Here is a 19,997-nt window from a genome sequence, read left to right as displayed (position 1 = left end):
CCGCTCGACCTGATCCGGTTCCCTCCCTGAGGAGTTCCCGTGCCGAATCCGTCCGTTCCCCCGACGGCCCCAACACCATCCGTTCTGTACGACCCGCCCGAGCTGACCCCGGAGAGGTGGGCGAGGGCCGGGCGCCGTCTCCTCGCCAAAATGGTCGGTGAGTTCGCCTATGAGGAGATCATCGAGCCCGCCCCCGCCGGACCGGGCGAAACGGACAGCTACAGCCTCCGGCTCGATGACGACGACGGGGGCCACGGGGCCCACGGGGGCCACGCAGACGATGGACAGGGCCGGGACGACGGACACGAGCCCCCGACGGCAGCCCCCCGTCTCCACTTCCGCGCACACCGCGGCTCGTACGGCAGTTGGCACGTCGACCCGGACAGCCTGGCCCTGGCCGAGGGAGACGGACCGCCGCTCCCCTTCAGCGACCCCCTCCAATTCCTCACCCGAGCCCGCCGCACCCTGGGAATCGACGGCGCCACGCTCGGCCACCTCATCCGCGAGCTGACCGTCACGCTCGCCGCCGACACCCGGCTCGACCGGACCGCCCTCACCGCGGCGCAGCTCGCCGACCTCGACTACGCGCAACTCGAAGGGCATCAGACCGGCCACCCCTGGCTCGTCCTCAACAAGGGCCGCATCGGTTTCTCCGCGAGCGACACCGCCCGCTGGGCGCCCGAGGCCCGCCTCACCGCGCGGCTCCCCTGGATCGCGGTCCACACCGACCTCGCCGCCTACCGGGGTGTCACCGGCCTGGACACGGCGGAGAAGCTCTACACACGTGAACTCGACGCCGCCACAAGGAAGTCCTTCGCAGGCATACTCAGGGCACGCGGCCTCGACCCGCATGCCTATCTCTACTTGCCGGTGCATCCGTGGCAGTGGGACGACATCGTCCTCCCTCTCTTCGCCCCTTCGGTCGCCGCGGGAATGATCGTCCCCCTCACCACCGACGGCGATCTGCGGCTGCCCCAGCAGTCCATTCGTACGTTCCTGAACCTGTCCCGCTCGGACCGGCACACCGTCAAGCTGCCGCTGTCGATCCTCAACACCCTCGTGTGGCGCGGACTCCCGACCGAGCGCACCCTGGCCGCCCCCGCCGTCACCGCCTGGATGCACGCGCTGCGCGACGCGGACCCCTTCCTGCGTGACGAATGCCGGATGATCCTGCTCGGCGAGGTCGCGTCGGTGACCGTCGAGCACCCGCTGTACGAAGGCCTGCCCGAGGTCTCCTACCAGTACAAGGAACTGCTCGGTGCGATCTGGCGCGAGCCGATCACCCGGTACCTCGCTCCCGACGAGCGCGCCCGCACGCTTGCCTCTTTGTTGCACACCGACCCGCACGGCAAGGCTTTCGTCGCCGAGCTTGTCGAGCGCTCGCGCCTCGCCCCCGAGGTGTGGCTGCGGCACTTCTTCGCCGCCCTGCTCCCTCCGCTCCTGCAGTTCCTGTACCGGTACGGCACGGTGTTCTCCCCTCACGGGGAGAACGCCATCGTCGTCTTCGACGACAGGGACGTACCCGTCCGGCTCGCGGTGAAGGACTTCGTGGACGACGTCAACGTCAGCGCCGATGCCCTTCCGGAGCACGCGTCGATGCCGGACGACGTCAGGGACGTACTGCTCACCGAACGCCCCGACTTCCTCACCCAGTTCATCCACTCAGGGCTCTTCGTGGGTGTCTTCCGTTATCTCGCCCCGCTCTGCCACGAGCAGTTGGGCATCTCGGAGAACGCCTTCTGGTCCCTCGTCCGTGCCGAGATCCTCCGCCATCAGGCGCGTGCCCCGCAGCTCAAGGAGCGATACGCGATGTTCGACCTGCTCACCCCCCGCATCGAGCGGCTCTGTCTCAATCGCAACCGGCTCCACCTCGATGGGTACCGGGACCGCCCCGAGCGCCCGCACGCCGCCGTGCACGGGAGCGTTCCGAACCCCCTTCATCAGCCTTGACCGGAGGATTGTCAGTGGAGACCCGTAGGGTGGTCGCGCTATGACAAAGCCCTCCCTTCCCGAGCTCCTGCACGCCGCCGTCACCGCCGTCGGCGGCACAGAGCGCCCTGGCCAGGTGACGATGGCCGAGACCGTCGCCGAGGCGATCGACGACGGCTCCCACCTGCTGATCCAGGCCGGTACCGGCACGGGCAAGTCCCTCGGCTATCTGGTGCCCGCCCTCGCGCACGGCGAGCGTGTGGTGGTCGCGACCGCCACGCTGGCGCTGCAGCGCCAGCTCGTGGAGCGTGACCTGCCGCGGACGGTGGACGCCCTGCATCCCCTGCTGCGGCGCCGGCCCCAGTTCGCCATGCTCAAGGGCCGCTCGAACTACCTGTGCCTGCATCGCCTCCACGAAGGAGTGCCGCAGGAAGAGGAGGAGGGGCCGGGGCTCTTCGACCAGTTCGAGGCCGCCGCCCCCTCCAGCAAGCTCGGGCAGGACCTGCTGCGGATGCGGGACTGGGCTGACGAGACCGAGACCGGCGACCGGGACGATCTCACTCCTGGAGTGTCCGACCGCGCCTGGTCCCAGGTGTCCGTCTCCTCCAGGGAGTGCCTGGGAGCGTCGAAGTGCGCGTATGGGGCGGAGTGCTTCGCCGAGGCGGCGCGCGAGCGGGCCAAGCTCTCGGAGGTGGTGGTCACCAACCACGCGCTCCTCGCGATCGACGCCATCGAGGGCGCTCCCGTCCTTCCTCAGCACGAGGTGCTGATCGTGGACGAGGCCCATGAGCTGGTGTCCCGGGTCACCGGCGTCGCCACCGGTGAGCTCACTCCCGGCCAGGTCAACCGCGCGGTGCGCCGGGCCGCCAAGCTCGTGAACGAAAAGGCGGCCGATCAGCTCCAGACCGCGTCCGAGGGCTTCGAGCGGGTGATGGAGCTGGCCCTTCCCGGCCGTCTCGAGGAGGTTCCGGAGGACCTCGGGTACGCCCTGATGGCCCTGCGTGACGCCGCCCGCACGGTCATCTCGGCGCTCGGCTCCACCCGCGACAAGTCGGTCCAGGACGAGGACTCGGTACGCAAGCAGGCCCTCGCCTCCGTCGAGTCGGTCCACGACGTGGCGGAGCGCATCGCGAACGGCTCCGAGTGGGACGTCGTCTGGTACGAGCGTCACGACCGCTTCGGGGCCTCGCTGCGGGTGGCGCCCATGTCCGTGTCGGGCCTGCTCCGCGAGAAGCTCTTCAGCGACCGCTCCGTGGTCCTCACGTCGGCCACCCTCAAGCTCGGCGGCGACTTCAACGGGGTGGGAGCCTCCGTGGGGCTCGCCCCCGAGGGCACTGCGTCCGAGGACGCCCCGGCCTGGAAGGGCCTCGATGTCGGCTCGCCCTTCGACTACCGCAAGCAGGGCATTCTGTACGTCGCCCAGCATCTGGCCCGGCCCGCCCGCGAGGGCACGCGCACCGACATGATCGAGGAGCTGGCCGAACTGATCGAGGCGGCGGGCGGCCGCACGCTCGGCCTCTTCTCGTCCATGCGCGCCGCTCAGAACGCCGCCGAGGAGCTCCGTGGCCGGCTCGACATGCCCATCCTGCTGCAGGGCGAGGAGACGCTCGGCGAGCTGATCAAGAACTTCGCTGCGGACTCGCAGACCTGCCTGTTCGGGACGCTGTCGTTGTGGCAGGGCGTCGACGTGCCGGGCGCGAGCTGCCAGTTGGTGGTCATGGACAAGATCCCCTTCCCGCGTCCCGACGACCCGCTGATGAGCGCGCGCCAGAAGGCGGTGGACGACAACGGCGGCAACGGCTTCATGGCCGTCGCCGCGACGCACGCGGCGCTCTTGATGGCGCAGGGAGCGGGCCGCCTCGTGCGGGCCTCGGCGGACCGGGGAGTGGTCGCCATCCTGGACCCCCGGCTCGCCACGGCGCGCTACGGCAGCTATCTGAGGGCCTCGCTGCCCGACTTCTGGTACACGACGGACCGCAATCAGGCGCGCCGTTCCCTGGCCGCTATCGACGCGGCGGCGAAGGCAAAGGTCACGATCACGGCCGCCGACGAAGACAAGGCAGCTGAAGACAAGGCAGCTGAGGAGGACAAGGCCGGGAGCGAGGACTCGGCCGACGAGGAGTAGCCCGCGTACGACCCCCGGACGCAGCAGGTACGTACGCCCCCCTGGACGCGCGCAGGTACATACGCCCCCCCGGACGCATGCAGGTACATACGAGCCCCGGACACAGCAGGGCCCCGGAACCGGCGCAGTTGGTTCCGGGGCCCGGTCAGGGGCGGCGGCTCAGATCCGCCGCAGCACCGCCACGACCTTGCCGAGGATCGTCGCCTCGTCGCCGGGGATGGGCTGGTACGCGGAGTTGTGAGGCAGCAGCCACACGTGTCCGTCCTCGCGCTTGAACCGCTTGACCGTCGCCTCGCCGTCGAGCATGGCGGCGACGATGTCGCCGTTCTCGGCGACGGGCTGGCGGCGGACCGTCACCCAGTCCCCGTCGCAGATCGCGGCCTCGATCATCGAGTCGCCGACGACCTTGAGGACGAACAGCTCACCGTCGCCGACGAGCTGCCGGGGGAGCGGGAAGACGTCTTCCACCGACTCCTCGGCGAGGATCGGACCACCGGCGGCGATGCGGCCGACCAACGGCACGTACGAAGCGGCGGGCTTGCCTGCCGTGTCCGTGGGCTGGCTGCTCGGCTGGTCCGAGCCGCGCACCTCGTACGCACGCGGGCGGTGCGGGTCACGGCGCAGGAAGCCCTTGCGCTCCAGGGCCATCAGCTGATGGGCGACCGACGAGGTGCTGGAGAGGCCTACCGCCTGCCCGATCTCCCGCATCGACGGCGGGTAGCCCCGCCGCTGCACCGAGTCCCTGATGACCTCGATGACACGGCGCTGCCGGTCGGTGAGCCCCGAGCTGTCGGCGCGGATTCCAGGAGGTCGGCCCGGTAGGGAGCGGGTGGGCTTGGGGCCCTCCTGGTTCGTGTCTGCGTCATTCATGGCATGCACCGGCTCGAGTCGGCTCTGGCGGTCCTGGGCGGTGATGGTGGCGCTGTCTGCGGTGGTGGTCACGTCGGTCGGCCCCTCTCGAGAATGTTCTCCCTAGTTAGCCAACGGTAGTTGCTTTCGAAAGGTTGCGCCAAACACACGTTCGAGTGAAAAATCGCAGAATGCCTACTGCGATCATGCGTCTGGGTGTATGGCTAACGTTCGAGCCGAATGGCATTTCGGTTGATTACGGTACGCTTCACCGCTGAGGTCGCGGCCCCCTCAGCGGGGCTCCCATACTGCCACTCGCCGCCCGGTCGGACCGGCACCACCCCCTTCCTGTGTGGCGCGCGAGGCGGCCTCGTAACCTTCACGGCGGGCCGCGGGCGCGCGACACGCGATGAGGCCGAATTTGCGGCCAAACCCCAGATCTAGTGGTTGGATTGCAACCACGGCCCAGAAGTTGTGGTCCCCGGTCTTTTCAGGCCGCGGGCATCGCCTATGCTTGGGGCTGCTTCGAGGGCCTCACGGGCCTGGTGAGGCCTACGAGTCGTGTCCTGAAGGAGGGTTGGGAGTTCCATGCACTGCCCCTTCTGCAGGCACCCCGACAGTCGCGTCGTCGACAGTCGCACCACTGATGACGGAACGTCGATCCGCAGGCGCCGTCAGTGCCCCGACTGCTCGCGTCGCTTCACGACCGTCGAGACGTGCTCACTGATGGTGGTCAAGCGCAGCGGCGTGACCGAGCCTTTCAGTCGTACGAAGGTGATCAACGGCGTACGCAAGGCGTGCCAGGGGCGGCCGGTGACCGAGGACGCCCTCGCTCTGCTCGGCCAGCGGGTCGAAGAGGCGGTGCGGGCCACCGGGAGTGCCGAACTGACCACGCACGACGTGGGTCTGGCCATACTCGGTCCGCTGCAGGAGCTGGACCTCGTGGCCTACCTGCGCTTCGCGTCCGTGTACCGGGCGTTCGACTCTCTCGATGACTTCGAGGCTGCTGTCGAGGAACTGAGGGACCAGCGGGAAAAGCGGCTCGACGACGAGTCGCCCGGCGCCGACGGCGAGCGCGGCGCGAAAAACTGCGGGCCCGGAGGGACTGTCGAAGTCCCGGTGCCCGCCACTGCCACCGACTGACCCGCGCAGCGGTCTACGGCGGCACACACAGACCTGCTTGCGGGGCGCCTTTGCGGGCTCCGCGGCACCGGACAACACCGTGTCACGGGAACATCGTGGCACTTCAGGGCGTTTTAGCCTGATACAGGGAGGCGGCATGACCGAGACGACGAGCGGCCCGGCACGAGGTTCCCGCGCCAAGGGATCCAAGGCCAGCAAGGGTCTGCGTATCGAGCGCATCCATACGACGCCCGGCGTGCATCCGTACGACGAGGTGGTCTGGGAGCGCCGAGACGTCGTCATGACCAACTGGCGCGACGGCTCGATCAACTTCGAGCAGCGTGGCGTCGAGTTCCCCGACTTCTGGTCGGTGAACGCGGTCAACATCGTCACCAGTAAGTACTTCCGCGGGGCCGTTGGCACCCCGCAGCGCGAGACCGGCCTCAAGCAGCTGATCGACCGCATCGTGAAGACGTACCGGAAGGCCGGCGAGGACTACAACTACTTCGCGTCGCCCGCCGACGCCGAGATCTTCGAGCACGAGCTGGCGTACGCCCTCCTGCACCAGGTCTTCAGCTTCAACTCGCCGGTCTGGTTCAACGTGGGCACGCCCCAGCCGCAGCAGGTCTCCGCCTGCTTCATCCTGGCTGTGGACGACTCCATGGACTCGATCCTCGACTGGTACAAGGAAGAGGGGATGATCTTCAAGGGCGGCTCCGGCGCCGGCCTGAACCTCTCCCGCATCCGTTCCTCCAAGGAGCTCCTTTCCTCCGGCGGCAACGCCTCGGGGCCGGTCTCCTTCATGCGCGGTGCCGACGCGTCCGCGGGAACGATCAAGTCGGGTGGCGCCACGCGCCGCGCGGCCAAGATGGTCATCCTCGACGTCGACCACCCCGACATCGAGGGCTTCATCGAGACCAAGGTGAAGGAAGAGGAGAAGATCCGCGCCCTGCGTGACGCGGGCTTCGACATGGACCTGGGCGGCGACGACATCACGTCCGTCCAGTACCAGAACGCCAACAACTCGGTCCGCGTGAACGACACGTTCATGAAGGCGGTCGAGGAGGGCGGCAAGTTCGGCCTCACGTCCCGCATGACGGGCGACGTCATCGAGGAGGTCGACGCCAAGTCGCTCTTCCGCAAGATGGCCGAGGCCGCCTGGGCCTGCGCCGACCCCGGCATTCAGTACGACGACACCATCAACGCCTGGCACACCTGCCCGGAGTCCGGCCGGATCAACGGCTCGAACCCGTGCAGCGAGTACATGCACCTGGACAACACGTCCTGCAACCTCGCCTCGCTGAACCTGATGAAGTTCCTCAAGGACGACGGCCTGGGCAACCAGTCCTTCGAGGCCGAGCGTTTCGCGAAGGTCGTCGAGCTCGTCATCACCGCGATGGACATCTCCATCTGCTTCGCGGACTTCCCGACGCAGAAGATCGGCGAGAACACCCGCGCCTTCCGTCAGCTCGGCATCGGTTACGCCAACCTGGGTGCCCTGCTCATGGCGACCGGCCACGCCTACGACTCCGACGGCGGCCGCGCGCTCGCCGGTGCCATCACCTCGCTGATGACCGGTACCTCGTACAAGCGTTCCGCCGAGCTCGCCGCGGTCGTCGGCCCGTACGACGGCTACGCCAAGAACGCCACGCCGCACAATCGCGTCATGAAGCAGCACTCCGACGCCAACGGCACGGCGATCCGCGTCGACGACCTGGACACGCCGGTCTGGGCCGCCGCCACGGAGGCCTGGCAGGACGTGCTCCGCCTCGGTGAGAAGAACGGTTTCCGTAACTCCCAGGCATCGGTCATCGCCCCGACCGGCACCATCGGTCTCGCGATGTCCTGCGACACCACCGGCCTCGAGCCGGACCTCGCCCTGGTCAAGTTCAAGAAGCTCGTCGGCGGCGGCTCGATGCAGATCGTCAACGGCACCGTGCCGCAGGCGCTGCGTCGCCTGGGCTACCAGGAGGAGCAGATCGAGGCGATCGTCGCCCACATCGCCGAGAACGGCAATGTGACCGACGCCCCGAGCCTGAAGACCGAGCACTACGAGATCTTCGACTGCGCGATGGGCGAGCGCTCCATCTCCGCGATGGGTCACGTCCGGATGATGGCGGCCATCCAGCCGTGGATCTCCGGCGCGCTCTCCAAGACGGTCAACCTCCCGGAGACCGCCTCCGTCGAGGACGTCGAAGAGGTCTACTACGAGGCCTGGAAGATGGGCGTCAAGGCGCTCGCCGTCTACCGCGACAACTGCAAGGTCGGCCAGCCCCTCTCCGCCAAGAAGAAGGAGCAGGAGAAGGTCGCGGTCACCGAGAAGGCCGAGGACACGATCCGCACCGCGGTCGAGAAGGTGGTCGAGTACCGCCCCGTCCGCAAGCGCCTTCCCAAGGGCCGCCCGGGGATCACCACCTCCTTCACCGTGGGTGGCGCCGAGGGCTACATGACCGCCAACTCCTACCCGGACGACGGTCTCGGCGAGGTCTTCCTGAAGATGTCCAAGCAGGGTTCGACCCTCGCGGGCATGATGGACGCCTTCTCGATCGCCGTCTCCGTGGGCCTGCAGTACGGCGTTCCGCTGGAGACGTACGTCTCGAAGTTCACGAACATGCGCTTCGAGCCGGCCGGCATGACGGACGACCCGGACGTGCGGATGGCGCAGTCGATCGTCGACTACATCTTCCGCCGCCTGGCGCTGGACTTCCTGCCCTTCGAGACCCGTTCCGCGCTCGGCATTCACTCGGCCGAGGAGCGTCAGCGTCACCTGGACACCGGTTCGTACGAGCCGTTCCTCGACGGCTCCGACGCGGACGCCGAGGGTCTGGGCCTGGCCGCTCCGCAGCAGCCCGAGATCCTGAAGCCGGTCGCCGTGCCGAAGGCGGCCGAGGCCGAGAAGCCCGCTCCGCAGCAGGCGCACACCAGCGCCGAGCTCGTGGAGATGCAGCTGGGCATCCAGGCCGACGCACCGCTGTGCTTCTCCTGCGGGACGAAGATGCAGCGCGCCGGTTCCTGCTACATCTGCGAGGGCTGCGGCTCGACCAGTGGTTGCAGCTGATCCCGCACTTGCCGGGAGCTCCGGGCGCTAGCCCGGAGTAAAGCCTGAACGCCAAGGGCGGTGGTGCCGAGGAATCGGCGCCACCGCCCTCGGCGTTTCTCGTGACGCGAAGAACCGTGGCTCGGGGCCGTCTGCGGACGTCGTCCTCAGATCGCGGTCCCCATCACCGCGGCGAACGACGTCGGGTCGGCGTCGAATCCGCGGATGATCTCGCGGAAGGACCATGCGCCCGACTCGCTTCGGGTGAACTCCGCGATCGTCGCGGCCGTGTGCCCGGAGACCGCGGAAAGGTCGCTCTGCGCGAGGTCGGTGTGTCCCGTGCGGATGCGCACCGCGGTGTTCGGGATGTCGCCGAACACCTTCTCCCCCTCGTGAGGCTGTATGGCCACACCGACCACCACGCGCGCGTACGACGCCGCGAGCCGGTCGAGCTCCAGGGTCATGACCTCGTCGAAGCCGAAGCCCTGGCCCGTCGTGCTGTCCCTGTTGAGGGTGATGGTCCCGTCGGGGGCGCGGCTGTCGAAGTGCACCAGATACACGGGGCTGTCGTACGGAGCGTCCGCCAAGTAGGTCGCGGCGATGATGTCGAGATCATTCGGTGGCGCACCGACAGGGCTCGGGTCCCATTTGAGCCCCACCTCGACCTTTTCGATCCCCTTGCTGACACTGCTCACAGAGCTTCCCCTCCTCGTGTACCGGCTGACGCTGACGCACCAGGCATGTCCGCACGGCACGTCCAGGAGACACGCTACGGCGTATGACTGACATCACTGAAGTTTCCTGGTCGGTACGGCCGTTGGGCTGCCGGGGGCTTTCCCGGTGGCGTGCGTCCGTGGGCGCGTAGATCATGGGCCCCATGACATGGAACGGGGAAGAACTGGACATCGAGGCCTACTTGGCCAGGATCGGTCACGAGGGAGAGGTGAAGCCCGACTTCGACACGCTCCGTGCGCTCCACGGGGCGCATGTGGCCTCGATCCCCTTCGAGAACCTGGAGATGATGCTGGGCCGCCCCGTACCGCTGGAGCTGGCGGCACTCCAGGACAAGCTGGTGCGGCAGCGCAGAGGCGGCTACTGCTACGAGCAGAACCTCCTGTTCGCCGCGGCTCTGGAACGCATCGGCTTCGCCGTCACGGGACTCGGCGCGCGGGTCAGAGTGGGCGCATCGTCGCGTCGCGCGGTGACGCACATGCTCCTGAAGGTCGAGGCGGACGGGCGGCAGTGGCACTGTGACGTCGGTTTCGGTGCCGAGGGGCTGCTCGAACCGATCCCCATGGGGGACGGGAACGACGTACCGCAGAACGTGCGACAAGGAGAGTGGCGGTTCGGGATCGTCCAGGAGGCGAACGGTGCGCGGGTGTTGCGGACCGAGCACGCGGACGGCTGGTTCGATCTCTACGAATACACGCTGGAAGAACGCCTTCCCGTCGACTACGTAGTGATGAACCACTACACGTCGACCCACCCCAGGTCGTCGTTCATCCGCCGTCCCGTGCTCCAGAGGGCCGCTCCTGATGTGCGTCGCACATTGGTCGGTGAGCATCTGACGGTGACGCGACCGGACGGCACAAAGGACGAACGCGACGTATCCGTCGATGAGTTGAGCGAGGTTATCGCCCGCGAGTTCGATATCGAACTGGGCGCCGACGACTGCGCCGAGCTGATCCGGGCGCACTACGCCGGAGCGTGACCCGGGCCACGCTCAGCGGCCGTACGATGGCGCGGTGCTGGTCAAGTGGATTCGCTGCACCGTGGTGGACCGACGGGGGTTCGAGCGGGGGCAGCGAAAGTGGGCGGGGCTTCTGGGGGAGCCGGGGTTCCGGGGACAGGGTGGAGGGTGGAGCCGTGAGCGGCCGGGCGTGGCGCATGTCTTCGCCTTCTGGGAGAGCCGGGCTTTCTACGACTCCTTCATGGCGCGCTCCCATGACCGGCTGGCCTCCGCACAGGCGGGCACCTTCAAGGACATCCAGAGCAAGTTATTTGACCACCGTTTCGACGTGAAGACAGGATTTGAGCCGCGTTTCGCGGATGCCGACGTGGTGCGGGTGGCGCACTGCCGGGTCCATGAGGAGCGGGTGGAGCACTTCGCGCTGATGCAGGAGAAGGTCTGGAACCCGGCGATGGCGGGCTCTCCCGGTATGGTGCGCGGGCTCTTCGGCGAGGCGCCCGGGCACGAGTTCCTCGTCCTCTCGATGTGGCTGTCGGCCGCCGAGCACGGCAAGTACCGCAGGGAACGGGTGGAACGCCTCTCGCTGCGCGCCCAGACGGAGGCCGACGTCGCGGCCCTTGCCGGTGACATCGTGGAACTGGAGCCGTCATGGACGGTGTGATGACGCGTCGTGCGGGGCGACCTGCTGCGGCGCCGATGCGGGTGAGGGTGAGGGTGACGGCTGGCGGTACGGGTAGTGGCCGTATACGCCGGATGGAGCTCGGACGGCCGACCGGTTGGGCCGTCCGGCAGGGGTCGATCTAGGGTTTCCGTATGGCACGTCCGCGGCGCATCTTCCTTGTCCGACACGGCGAGTCGGCCGGAAACGCCGACGACACCGTGTACGAACGCGAACCCGACCACGCCCTTGCGCTCACCGAGAAGGGGTGGCGGCAGGCGGACGAGACGGGTGAGCAGCTACGGGAAGCCGTAGGCCTGGAGCGGGTGAGCGTGTACGTCTCGCCCTATCGCCGCACCCATGAGACCTTCCGGGCCATGCGGCTCGATCCCGGCCTCGTGCGGGTGCGCGAGGAGCCGCGGCTGCGGGAGCAGGACTGGGGAAACTGGCAGGACAGGGACGACGTCAGACTCCAGAAGGCGTACCGCGACGCGTACGGACACTTCTTCTACCGCTTCGCCCAGGGCGAGTCGGGGGCCGACGTGTACGACAGGGTGGGCGCGTTCCTGGAGAGCCTGTACCGGAGCTTCGAGGCACCGGATCATCCGCCGAACGTCCTCCTCGTCACCCATGGCCTGACCATGCGGTTGTTCTGCATGCGCTGGTTCCACTGGTCGGTGGCGGAGTTCGAGTCGCTGTCCAACCCCGGGAACGGCGAGATGCGGACGCTGGTGCTCGGCGACGACGGCAAGTACACACTGGATCGCCCGTTCGAACGCTGGCGCGAACCGGAACCGTACGGCGTCACCGGATAGAGTGGCAGGGCGATGACCGCTGACTCCTCTCCCGACCGGCGCCTGGCCCGCGCTCTGGCCAGCCTGCGCGGACTGGCGGTGGGGGACGCGCTGGGCTCACAGTTCTTCGTGCCCGCGAACTACCCGCTGCTGAAGCGCCGGGAAGCGCCCCCAGGCCCCTGGCAGTGGACCGACGACACCGAGATGGCCTGTTCCGTGCTCGCGGTCCTGGTCCGTCACGACCGGATCGACCAGGACGCGCTCGCCCTGTCCTTCGCCGAGCACCATGACTTCGACCGCGGCTACGGCCCTGCCGTGAACCGGCTGCTCAGGCAGGTCCGGGAGGGCGGTGACTGGCGGGAGCTGGCCTCCGCGCTGTTCAAGGGGCAGGGCTCCTGGGGGAACGGCGCTGCCATGCGGATCGCGCCGCTCGGCGCCTGGTACGCGGACGATCCCGAGCAGGCGACGCACCAGGCGGAGATCTCCGCGTACCCCACCCATCAGCACCGTGAGGCGGTCGTGGGAGCCATGGCGGTGGCCGCCGCCGCGGCACTGGCGGCCGCCCCCGACGGGCCGCCCACGCCGAAGGCGCTGCTCGACGGCGTCATCGACCTCGTTCCCCGCAGCGCCGTGGGAGCGGGGCTCCGCCGGGCGCGGGACATGCTCGACTACGGGGACGCGGCGACGGTCGCCGCGGTCCTGGGCTGCGGCCGCCGTACGACGGCTCATGACACGGTGCCCTTCGCTCTGTGGTCGGCCGCCCGAGGCCTCGGCGCCTATGAGCGGGCCATCTGGTCCACCGCCCAGGTGGGCGGCGACATGGATACGACCTGCGCCATCGTGGGCGGAGTGGTTGCTTCCGGTGAGGGCGGTGCGCCCTTGGACGAGTGGCTGGAGCAGAGCGAGGCGTTGCCCGGCTGGGTGCCGGTCGGGGCGGGCTGACTTCGGGCTCCTGATTTCGGACTCCAGGGGCTCGGTGCGAGTGACTGTCACGGTCATGCCACAGCGGGGCCGATTCGGGGAGCCTCGTCGGCCTCGCGGCTACTCTTTCCGGCAGGCCGCGAGTTGATCATGACTTGCGTGTCCTCAACGAGATGCCGGTCGCCCGGCGGCCCCGCCACGCGTGCGTGCCGTCCGCTGCACGTGCGGACCGGCCGGGAGGGGGTCCCGTGTCCGATACACCGTCCACGCCGTCTACGCCGTCCACATCGTCTACGTCGTCCATGCCTGAGCCGTCAGACAGCGGCAGCGAGAGGGAGAGCCAGGGCGAGGGGCCAGAGGACGTCGTGCCCGCCCCGCGTGCCGCTGAGGCGAGCCCAGGGCCGCCGCCCCCCAACTGGGCGTACCCGGTGGGCCCCGCGGGCAAGCCCGAGCCGTTCCTGGCCGATCTGCGGGCCGAGCCGCCCGCTCCGGTCCGGACGGGAACGCTTGGCGCGGTGCTCGCCACCGGCCTCCTGAGCATGGTGCTGCTCGGTGACGGGCTCGCGCTCAATCTGCTGATCGTCGCCGTGCCGGCCGCGCTCGCCGCGTACTTCGCCGCCGATCAGGCCGGTCGCAGGCCGCGCCCCTGGACGCTGGTCTGGGCGATCGGCGGCCTCGGGCTGCTTGCTGTGCCCGCCCTGCGGGACGCGGGCTTGCCCTCGTTCCTCGCCATCGTCTCGGCCGTCGCGCTCGGCTCGCTCGCCCTTCACGGCTGCCGCACCTGGCCAGGCGTCCTGCTCGGCCCGCTCGGGCTCTTCGAAGCGATGATCTCCGGCCTGGGCTGGGGCTGGCACGGTGCACGGAGCCGCGCGAGCGGGTCACGGAGCGGGCCCGTGCTGCGGGCGGTCGCGGTGACCGCCGTCCTGCTGCTGGTCTTCGGCGCGCTGTTCGCCGGGGCCGACGCCGCCTTCGCGGGGCTGCTCGGCGATCTGATGCCCGACGCCTCCGTCGCCGAGGGGCCGTGGCGCCTGCTGCTCTTTGCGGCCGGTGTCGTCGGAGCGCTCGCCGCGGCGCACACCGCTGCCGCACCCGTGCGCTGGGACCGGCTCGTCGTGGGTCCTGGCCGGGAGCGGGGCCGCATGGAGTGGGCGCTGCCGCTGATCGTCCTGAACCTGCTGTTCGCGGCGTTCAACGTGGTCCAGCTCGCCGTGCTCTTCGGTGGCTACGACGCGGTCCTCGAGAAGACCGACCTCTCGTACGCGGAGTACGCGCGCCAGGGCTTCTGGCAGCTGCTGCTTGCCACGCTGCTCACTTTGGGCGTCATCGTTCTCGCCCTGCGCTGGGCGCCGCGTGACGGGTCCGGCGACCGGGGTCTTGTGCGGGCCGTGCTCGGTACGCTCTGCGCCCTCACGCTCGTCGTCGTGGCGTCGGCGGTGCGCCGCATGGACATGTACGTCGATGCGTACGGCCTGACCCGGCTGAGGGTCTCGGTCGTGGCCGTGGAGCTCTGGCTCGGCCTGATCATCGTATTGATCATGGCGGCGGGGGTGTGGGGCGCCCGCTGGCTGCCGCGTGCTGTCGCCGCGAGCGCCGCGGCCAGTGTGCTGGCCTTCGGGATCCTCTCGCCCGACGGACTCATCGCCGAGCGCAATGTCCAGCGCTACGAGGACACCGGGAAGTTCGACCTGGAGTACGCGCGCGAGCTGTCCGCCGATGCCGCACCAGCCGTCGACGGGCTGCCGGAGCCGCTGCGTTCCTGCGCCCTTGAGGGCATCGCGAACGGCCTCGGGTCCGAGCGCGGCCCTTGGTACGCCACCAGCCTGGGTGAGGCGCGGGCCAGGGACATCATCGAGGAACGGCCGCCGGAGGTCCCCCCGGAGGGCTGCGATCGATTCGGCGGCCAGGAGACCTCGTACCGCTGAGGCGCGCTCCGGTGGGCCTGCGGTCTCATGAACGGTCTCGTGGAACCGCAGGCCCGCCGCTGTGGAGGCCCGGCACGTACGCCCCGTCAGCCGCCCGCGGGCCCCGCCGCACCGGCCGTACCGGACAGTGCATCCAGGTCGCTCTTGCGCACCCGGACAAGCACCACGGCGGTGATCAGGGCGAGCAGGGCCATGACGACGGCCGGGATGAAGGCCGTCGAGATCCCCTGGGACAGCACTTCGTGTCCCCAGGGAGCGGGCAGTTCACCGGTCTTGGCGAAGGCGGCCTTCTGTTCCGGCGACGCGTGCGCCATGAAGTCCGCCATCTGTTCCTTGCCCTCGTTCCGGCTCGCCGTGCCGAACACCGTGGTCAGGATGGAGAGGCCGAGTGAACCGCCCACCTGTTGTGTCGCGTTGAGCAGGCCCGACGCGGCGCCCGCCTCGTGTGGGGCCACTCCGGAGACGGCCGTCAATGTAAGGGTCACGAAGTTCAGACCCATGCCGAAGCCGAACACCAGCATCGGGCCGAGCACGCCGCTCGCGTACGAACTGTCCGGGCCGATGAGGGTCAGCCAGCCGAGCCCGAGGGCCACGAGGGCCGAACCGGTCACCATGAACGGCTTGGGGCCGAGGACCGGAAGCAGCCGTTGGGAGATGCCCGCGCCCGCCACGATCGCGACCGTGATCGGCAGGAAGGCGAGGCCCGCTTCGATCGGTGTGTAGCCCAGTACGTTCTGGACGAAGAGCACGATGAAGAAGAACATGCCGAACATCGCCGCGGCCAGGCTCAGCATGATCACGTACGAGCCCGAGCGGTTGCGGTCCGCGAACATCTTCAGCGGAGTGATCGGTTCCTTCGCCCGGCTCTCGATCAGGGTGAAGGCCAGGAGCAGGACGATCGCCGCGCCGAACGACGCCAGGGTGAGGCTGTCGCGCCAGCCGTCCTCGGCCGCCCGGATGAATCCGTAGACCAGGGAGGCCATGCCGAGGGTCGACGTGAGGGCGCCCGCGATGTCGAAACGGCCCGGATGGCGCTCGGACTCGTTGATGTAGAGCGGGGCGAGGAAGGCGATCAGGATGCCGATGGGGACGTTCACGAACAGCACCCAGCGCCAGTCGAGCCACTCCGTGAGCATGCCGCCGGCCAGCAGACCGATGGCGCCGCCGCCCGCGGAGACGGCCGCGAAGACACCGAACGCGCGGTTGCGCTCGGGGCCTTCGGGGAAGGTCGTGGTGATGAGTGCCAGGGAGGTGGGCGATGCGATCGCGCCGCCTACGCCCTGCAAGGCCCGCGCGGCGAGCAACTGCCAGGGTTCCTGGGCGAATCCGCCGAGCAGTGAGGCGAGGGTGAAGACCAGGATGCCGGTCATGAAGACCCGGCGGCGGCCGAGGATGTCACCGGCGCGGCCACCGAGAAGCAGCAGCCCGCCGAAAGTGAGCGTGTACGCGCTGACGACCCAAGTGAGGTCAGTGGTGGTGAATTTGACCGCGTCCTGAATGTGCGGGAGCGCGATGTTCACAATCGTCGCGTCGAGGACCACCATGAGTTGGCAGGCCGCGATGACGGCTAGCGCGATTCCTGGCCGGCCCGCTCGGCGGGCGGCGCCGGGCTTCTGATCTTGAGCTAACTGAGAGGTTGTCACTATGGATCCCCCACAAGAGCAGTAGTGAACGCAACCGTTCACTGTCCCGTCCACGGTAGTGACTCCCCATCAGTGAACGCAACCGTTCACTGACACTGCCTCGAATTGCGCAACGGAGAGATATCGATGGTTACTTCGCGCTGGAGCGCCGCCTCCGCTCAGACGGCCTCCCCGCGCCGACGAGGCCCTGTGCTGGAGCGGGCGATCCTCGATGCCACGCTCGAGCAGCTCAGCACCGTCGGCTGGAACGGCCTGACGATGGAGGGTGTGGCCGCGGGCGCGCAGACCGGCAAGGCCGCGGTGTACCGTCGGTGGCCCTCCAAGGAGGACCTCGTCGTGGACGCGCTGCAGGCGGGCCTCCCGAAACTCGACTCCGCACCGGACTGCGGCGGAGTCAGGGAGGACCTCCTTCAGCTGTGCAGGCAGATGCGTGCGGCGATGTTCTCGCGCCCCGGATTCGCTCTCCGGGCCGTGCTTCACGAATGCGACACGGTGACGGCCGAGCGGTTCCATGGAGTGATCTTCGAGGGGGTCGTCGAGCCGAGCGTGGAGCTGATCAAAGAGGTCGTACGTCGTGGGGTCGAGCGCGGAGAGGTGCGCTCCGAGGCCGTGGACCCGTACGTATGCGACGTCATTCCGGCGATGATGATGTATCGCTCCAAGGTGTGCGGGAGCGAATGGAGCGACGAGGAATTCGCCGAACTGATCGACCAGGTCATGGTTCCGCTGCTCCGTCGGTAGACCTGGGTGTCGCGGGTGACATCCGGCGGCGTACGCTGTCTGGCGCCATGCCGTACGAACCTCCCACCCACACCGTCGAGCGCTCCCTTCGCGCTACCACCGGAGCGAAGATCGTTGCCGGCGTCGACGAAGTCGGGCGCGGCGCGTGGGCGGGACCGGTGACCGTCTGTGCGGCGATCACGGGACTGCGCAGGCCGCCCGAAGGACTCACCGACTCCAAGCTGATCAGTCCCAAGCGGCGCACCACGCTCGCCGGGGAACTGGAGAGCTGGGTCACGGCGTACGCCCTGGGGCACTCCTCGCCCGAGGAGATCGACGACATGGGGATGACCGCCGCGCTGCGGCTCGCCGCCGTGCGCGCCCTGGAGGCGTTGCCGGTGCGTCCGGAAGCGGTGATTCTCGATGGGAAGCACGACTATCTCGGGATTCCCTGGCGGGTTCGTACGGTGATCAAAGGCGATCAATCCTGTGTGGCCGTCGCTGCGGCGTCGGTGATCGCCAAGGTTCGGCGCGACAAAATGATGGCCGAACTGGGTATCGAACATGCAGACTTCGGTTTTGCGGCCAACGCCGGCTATCCGTCGCCGGTGCACAAGGCCGCGCTGGCGGAGCGGGGGCCCACCCCGTACCACCGGATGTCGTGGGCGTATCTTGATGCGCTGCCCCAGTGGCGGCACCTCAAGAAGGCCCGCAGCTGGGCGGATGGGAGCGTTCCGGAAATCGAGGGCCAGCTTGGCTTCGACTTCTGACACTTCCGGCAGTTCCACTCGCACTCATGTGCCACCCGCCGATGCCACTCGCACCGGCGTCTGATAAATAACAACGCATGCCTCTCAGTCCCGAGGAGCCTCAGATTCACGAGAGTGCCCAGGGTCCCCGCGTGACCCCGGCCAGTGGCCGCATCACGCCGACCCCCCGCCCCGTACCCGGCCCGCGTCCCGCGGCTGTGCCGCGTCCCGGCCGACCGGGCCCCGCCCGGCCGACGCCGCCGGCGCAGCGCACGTCGCATGAGCCGGCCGCCAAGCCCGGGCCGTCCGCCCCGGCTGCTTCCGGACCTTCCGCCGTTTCCGCCGGTTCCCCTGCGGGCTCCGCGACGGATGCCGGTGCTTCGGTTCCGCAGATCCAGCTGATCCCGGCTTCCGCCGAGGGGGCGCTCGACGCCGCCGAGGAAGCCGTCGACCTGCTGCTCGACTCCGGCCGTGTTCCGGGTGAGGTCCTGGTGATCACCACCGGCGACCCGCACCCGTGGGCCACGCACGAGCTGTCGTTCGGCGAGGCCTCCTACTGGGCTCAGCACGACGCGGGCGACGACGTCTTCTACGCCGACGCCGCAGCCCTTGACCGTGCCGTGTCCCGCCCCGTGGTCGTCGTCGCCATCAACGGCGGCAGCGAGGAGACCGCGGTCGGCGCGCTGCCGACGGCGCTCGCCCGGGCCGGAACCCTGCTGATCGTCTGCGGTGACCCACAGCGGATCAACGCGATGCTGGGCGCGGGCGTCTGACGCTCACTGTCTGACTCCTGCGCGCCGGGTCCCGGCTTCGACTGTCTGTCTCCGAAGTCGGGTGGTCGGTGTCAGTGGTGCTGCCGGTGGTGGTCGGTGTCCGTCCGTGGCATGGCCGGGTGAGCTTCGAGCTGTATGCGTCGCGTCCCGCGTGACGCGGGCGGCGGCGCGCTCCGGTCCATGCCTGTGGCCCGCCCGGCGTGGCGGGTCGAAGGACGCCTCAGCGTGCCGCCGCTCGGCGCAGGACGTCGGACGCGGCGCCGCCGGTGCGGGGTGGCGGCGGATCGGTTTCGGCGAAAGCCTCCGGGCGTGAGCCGGAACTCGGCCGACGGCCGCCACGGCCCTCGCCGAGCACCTGCCAGCCGTCACGGGTCAGTGTGATGTAGGCACCGCACCGCAACCCGTGCAGCGTGCAGGCGTCTCGCAGACCCCACATCCACGCCCCGTCCTCCTGCGTCCAACGCGCGTCACCGTCACGGCAGTAGAGCAGGACGGCGGTGCGCACCGGGGTGCGGCGCCGCAGGTCGTGCGGGATGATCCGGCGCAACTGCGCGAGCAGCGCGTTACGGAACACCCAGCCGTCCGCCGCGCTCGGCCGTCGGGTGAACGAAGCGCTCGCCCGGAGCCGTTCCTCCGGATCGAGGACGGCGACGACGGCTGTCTCGGGCGTCGGGCGATGTCGGGTATGCAGGCCGCTGACGACCTCACGCGGATTGCGCAGCAGGGGAATTCCCGCGGCTGACCACTCCGCGGGCTCGAGCATCCGGGCCAGTCGGTTGGTGGAATCGGCGGACATCTCAGCCGACGTCGAAGACTCCGACATCGATGCCGCAGCGAACGGAGCGAATCCGAAGGTCACGGTCCTCCCTTCGGCTACGCGCCCATAGGGCGGGTCGGACTGGGGAGCGCACCGCGGCACAGCCCTGCCGGACCACGGGGAGGCGCGCGGGGAGCAGTACCAATTCTTCCCGTCGTACTGCCTTGCGGCAACGAGCAATCGGGTTCGCCGACCAGTATCTGGTGATGCGCCGCCTATATCCCTGCCCAAGGCGGCCCGCATCGACG

16 protein-coding genes are annotated in these 19,997 nt (G+C 69.1%); 12 read left to right on the top strand and 4 right to left on the bottom strand.

All coding sequences use genetic code 11. The features are described 5' to 3' along the window. Window positions 1-39 precede the first annotated feature (39 nt). Both ACWFRJ_RS38050 and ACWFRJ_RS38045 read left to right on the top strand, forming a co-directional pair. Window positions 40-1,950, top strand: a complete 1,911-nt coding sequence (locus ACWFRJ_RS38050; RefSeq protein WP_453541945.1) for an IucA/IucC family protein — start codon at window positions 40-42, stop codon at window positions 1,948-1,950. A 40-nt stretch (window positions 1,951-1,990) separates the two neighbouring features. Continuing rightward, a complete protein-coding gene (locus tag ACWFRJ_RS38045) occupies window positions 1,991-4,054 on the top strand; it encodes an ATP-dependent DNA helicase (RefSeq protein ID WP_453541943.1) in 2,064 nt (687 codons plus the stop codon). A 159-nt stretch (window positions 4,055-4,213) separates the two neighbouring features. Here the strand turns inward: ACWFRJ_RS38045 and lexA are convergent, their stop codons facing one another. Continuing rightward, window positions 4,214-4,996, bottom strand: a complete 783-nt coding sequence (gene lexA / locus ACWFRJ_RS38040) for a transcriptional repressor LexA (protein ID WP_453541940.1) — start codon at window positions 4,994-4,996, stop codon at window positions 4,214-4,216. Between the two features lie 495 nt (window positions 4,997-5,491). Here lexA and nrdR point away from each other — a divergent pair, with 495 nt between their 5' ends. Continuing rightward, window positions 5,492-6,046, top strand: a complete 555-nt coding sequence (gene nrdR / locus ACWFRJ_RS38035) for a transcriptional regulator NrdR (RefSeq protein ID WP_453541937.1) — start codon at window positions 5,492-5,494, stop codon at window positions 6,044-6,046. Window positions 6,047-6,182: 136 nt separating this feature from the next. Further along, window positions 6,183-9,083, top strand: a complete 2,901-nt coding sequence (locus tag ACWFRJ_RS38030; protein ID WP_453541934.1) for a vitamin B12-dependent ribonucleotide reductase — start codon at window positions 6,183-6,185, stop codon at window positions 9,081-9,083. A 146-nt stretch (window positions 9,084-9,229) separates the two neighbouring features. Here ACWFRJ_RS38030 and ACWFRJ_RS38025 read toward each other — a convergent pair whose 3' ends face one another. Next, window positions 9,230-9,757: a TerD family protein gene (locus tag ACWFRJ_RS38025; protein ID WP_453541931.1), complete on the bottom strand. Its 528-nt coding sequence runs from the start codon at window positions 9,755-9,757 to the stop codon at window positions 9,230-9,232. A 182-nt stretch (window positions 9,758-9,939) separates the two neighbouring features. On the opposite strand from ACWFRJ_RS38025, the gene ACWFRJ_RS38020 reads away from it, so the two are divergent. The 5 genes from ACWFRJ_RS38020 (at window position 9,940) to ACWFRJ_RS38000 (ending at window position 15,047) form a co-directional block, all read left to right on the top strand. Continuing rightward, window positions 9,940-10,773 carry an arylamine N-acetyltransferase family protein gene (locus tag ACWFRJ_RS38020; protein ID WP_453541928.1) on the top strand — a complete coding sequence of 278 codons (834 nt, stop codon included), beginning with the start codon at window positions 9,940-9,942 and terminating at the stop codon, window positions 10,771-10,773. Window positions 10,774-10,807: 34 nt separating this feature from the next. Next, a complete protein-coding gene (locus tag ACWFRJ_RS38015) occupies window positions 10,808-11,413 on the top strand; it encodes a YdbC family protein (RefSeq protein WP_453541925.1) in 606 nt (201 codons plus the stop codon). A 152-nt stretch (window positions 11,414-11,565) separates the two neighbouring features. Continuing rightward, window positions 11,566-12,225, top strand: coding sequence for a histidine phosphatase family protein (locus ACWFRJ_RS38010; RefSeq protein WP_453541922.1), 660 nt, complete (start codon window positions 11,566-11,568; stop codon window positions 12,223-12,225). A 12-nt stretch (window positions 12,226-12,237) separates the two neighbouring features. Continuing rightward, window positions 12,238-13,146 carry an ADP-ribosylglycohydrolase family protein gene (locus ACWFRJ_RS38005; RefSeq protein WP_453541919.1) on the top strand — a complete coding sequence of 303 codons (909 nt, stop codon included), beginning with the start codon at window positions 12,238-12,240 and terminating at the stop codon, window positions 13,144-13,146. Between the two features lie 281 nt (window positions 13,147-13,427). Next, entirely contained in the window at window positions 13,428-15,047 is a 1,620-nt protein-coding gene (locus ACWFRJ_RS38000; RefSeq protein ID WP_453541916.1) for a DUF4153 domain-containing protein, read from the top strand. 86 nt (window positions 15,048-15,133) lie between these two features. Here the strand turns inward: ACWFRJ_RS38000 and ACWFRJ_RS37995 are convergent, their stop codons facing one another. Then, a complete protein-coding gene (locus ACWFRJ_RS37995) occupies window positions 15,134-16,690 on the bottom strand; it encodes an MFS transporter (protein WP_453541913.1) in 1,557 nt (518 codons plus the stop codon). Window positions 16,691-16,816: 126 nt separating this feature from the next. Between ACWFRJ_RS37995 and ACWFRJ_RS37990 the strand changes: the two genes are divergently transcribed. The 3 genes from ACWFRJ_RS37990 (at window position 16,817) to ACWFRJ_RS37980 (ending at window position 18,932) form a co-directional block, all read left to right on the top strand. Beyond that, window positions 16,817-17,431, top strand: a complete 615-nt coding sequence (locus ACWFRJ_RS37990) for a TetR/AcrR family transcriptional regulator (protein WP_453541910.1) — start codon at window positions 16,817-16,819, stop codon at window positions 17,429-17,431. A gap of 47 nt (window positions 17,432-17,478) precedes the next feature. Then, window positions 17,479-18,180 carry a ribonuclease HII gene (locus ACWFRJ_RS37985; RefSeq protein ID WP_453541905.1) on the top strand — a complete coding sequence of 234 codons (702 nt, stop codon included), beginning with the start codon at window positions 17,479-17,481 and terminating at the stop codon, window positions 18,178-18,180. Window positions 18,181-18,257: 77 nt separating this feature from the next. Further along, on the top strand, window positions 18,258-18,932 hold the full coding sequence (locus tag ACWFRJ_RS37980; protein ID WP_453541902.1) for a hypothetical protein: 675 nt from the start codon (window positions 18,258-18,260) through the stop codon (window positions 18,930-18,932). 220 nt (window positions 18,933-19,152) lie between these two features. Here the strand turns inward: ACWFRJ_RS37980 and ACWFRJ_RS37975 are convergent, their stop codons facing one another. Next, the gene (locus tag ACWFRJ_RS37975; protein ID WP_453541899.1) at window positions 19,153-19,791 is read right to left on the bottom strand and encodes a hypothetical protein; all 639 of its coding nucleotides are present in this window, start codon (window positions 19,789-19,791) and stop codon (window positions 19,153-19,155) included. Between the last annotated feature and the right edge of the window lie 206 nt (window positions 19,792-19,997).

The sequence above is a fragment of the Streptomyces sp. NPDC055239 genome (assembly GCF_053606205.1).
The sequence above is the reverse complement of the archived record's forward strand: the minus strand, read 5'-3'. Positions and strand labels throughout refer to the sequence as shown.

What these genes read in the sequence shown, in the direction of transcription:
- ACWFRJ_RS38045 (WP_453541943.1), top strand. Translation starts at nt 1,991, where the DNA reads ATGACAAAGCCCTCCCTTCCCGAGCTCCTGCACGCCGCCGTCACCGCC.
- nrdR (WP_453541937.1), top strand. Translation starts at nt 5,492, where the DNA reads ATGCACTGCCCCTTCTGCAGGCACCCCGACAGTCGCGTCGTCGACAGT.
- ACWFRJ_RS38030 (WP_453541934.1), top strand. Translation starts at nt 6,183, where the DNA reads ATGACCGAGACGACGAGCGGCCCGGCACGAGGTTCCCGCGCCAAGGGA.
- ACWFRJ_RS38020 (WP_453541928.1), top strand. Translation starts at nt 9,940, where the DNA reads ATGACATGGAACGGGGAAGAACTGGACATCGAGGCCTACTTGGCCAGG.
- ACWFRJ_RS38010 (WP_453541922.1), top strand. Translation starts at nt 11,566, where the DNA reads ATGGCACGTCCGCGGCGCATCTTCCTTGTCCGACACGGCGAGTCGGCC.
- ACWFRJ_RS38005 (WP_453541919.1), top strand. Translation starts at nt 12,238, where the DNA reads ATGACCGCTGACTCCTCTCCCGACCGGCGCCTGGCCCGCGCTCTGGCC.
- ACWFRJ_RS38000 (WP_453541916.1), top strand. Translation starts at nt 13,428, where the DNA reads ATGCCTGAGCCGTCAGACAGCGGCAGCGAGAGGGAGAGCCAGGGCGAG.
- ACWFRJ_RS37990 (WP_453541910.1), top strand. Translation starts at nt 16,817, where the DNA reads ATGGTTACTTCGCGCTGGAGCGCCGCCTCCGCTCAGACGGCCTCCCCG.
- ACWFRJ_RS37985 (WP_453541905.1), top strand. Translation starts at nt 17,479, where the DNA reads ATGCCGTACGAACCTCCCACCCACACCGTCGAGCGCTCCCTTCGCGCT.
- ACWFRJ_RS37980 (WP_453541902.1), top strand. Translation starts at nt 18,258, where the DNA reads ATGCCTCTCAGTCCCGAGGAGCCTCAGATTCACGAGAGTGCCCAGGGT.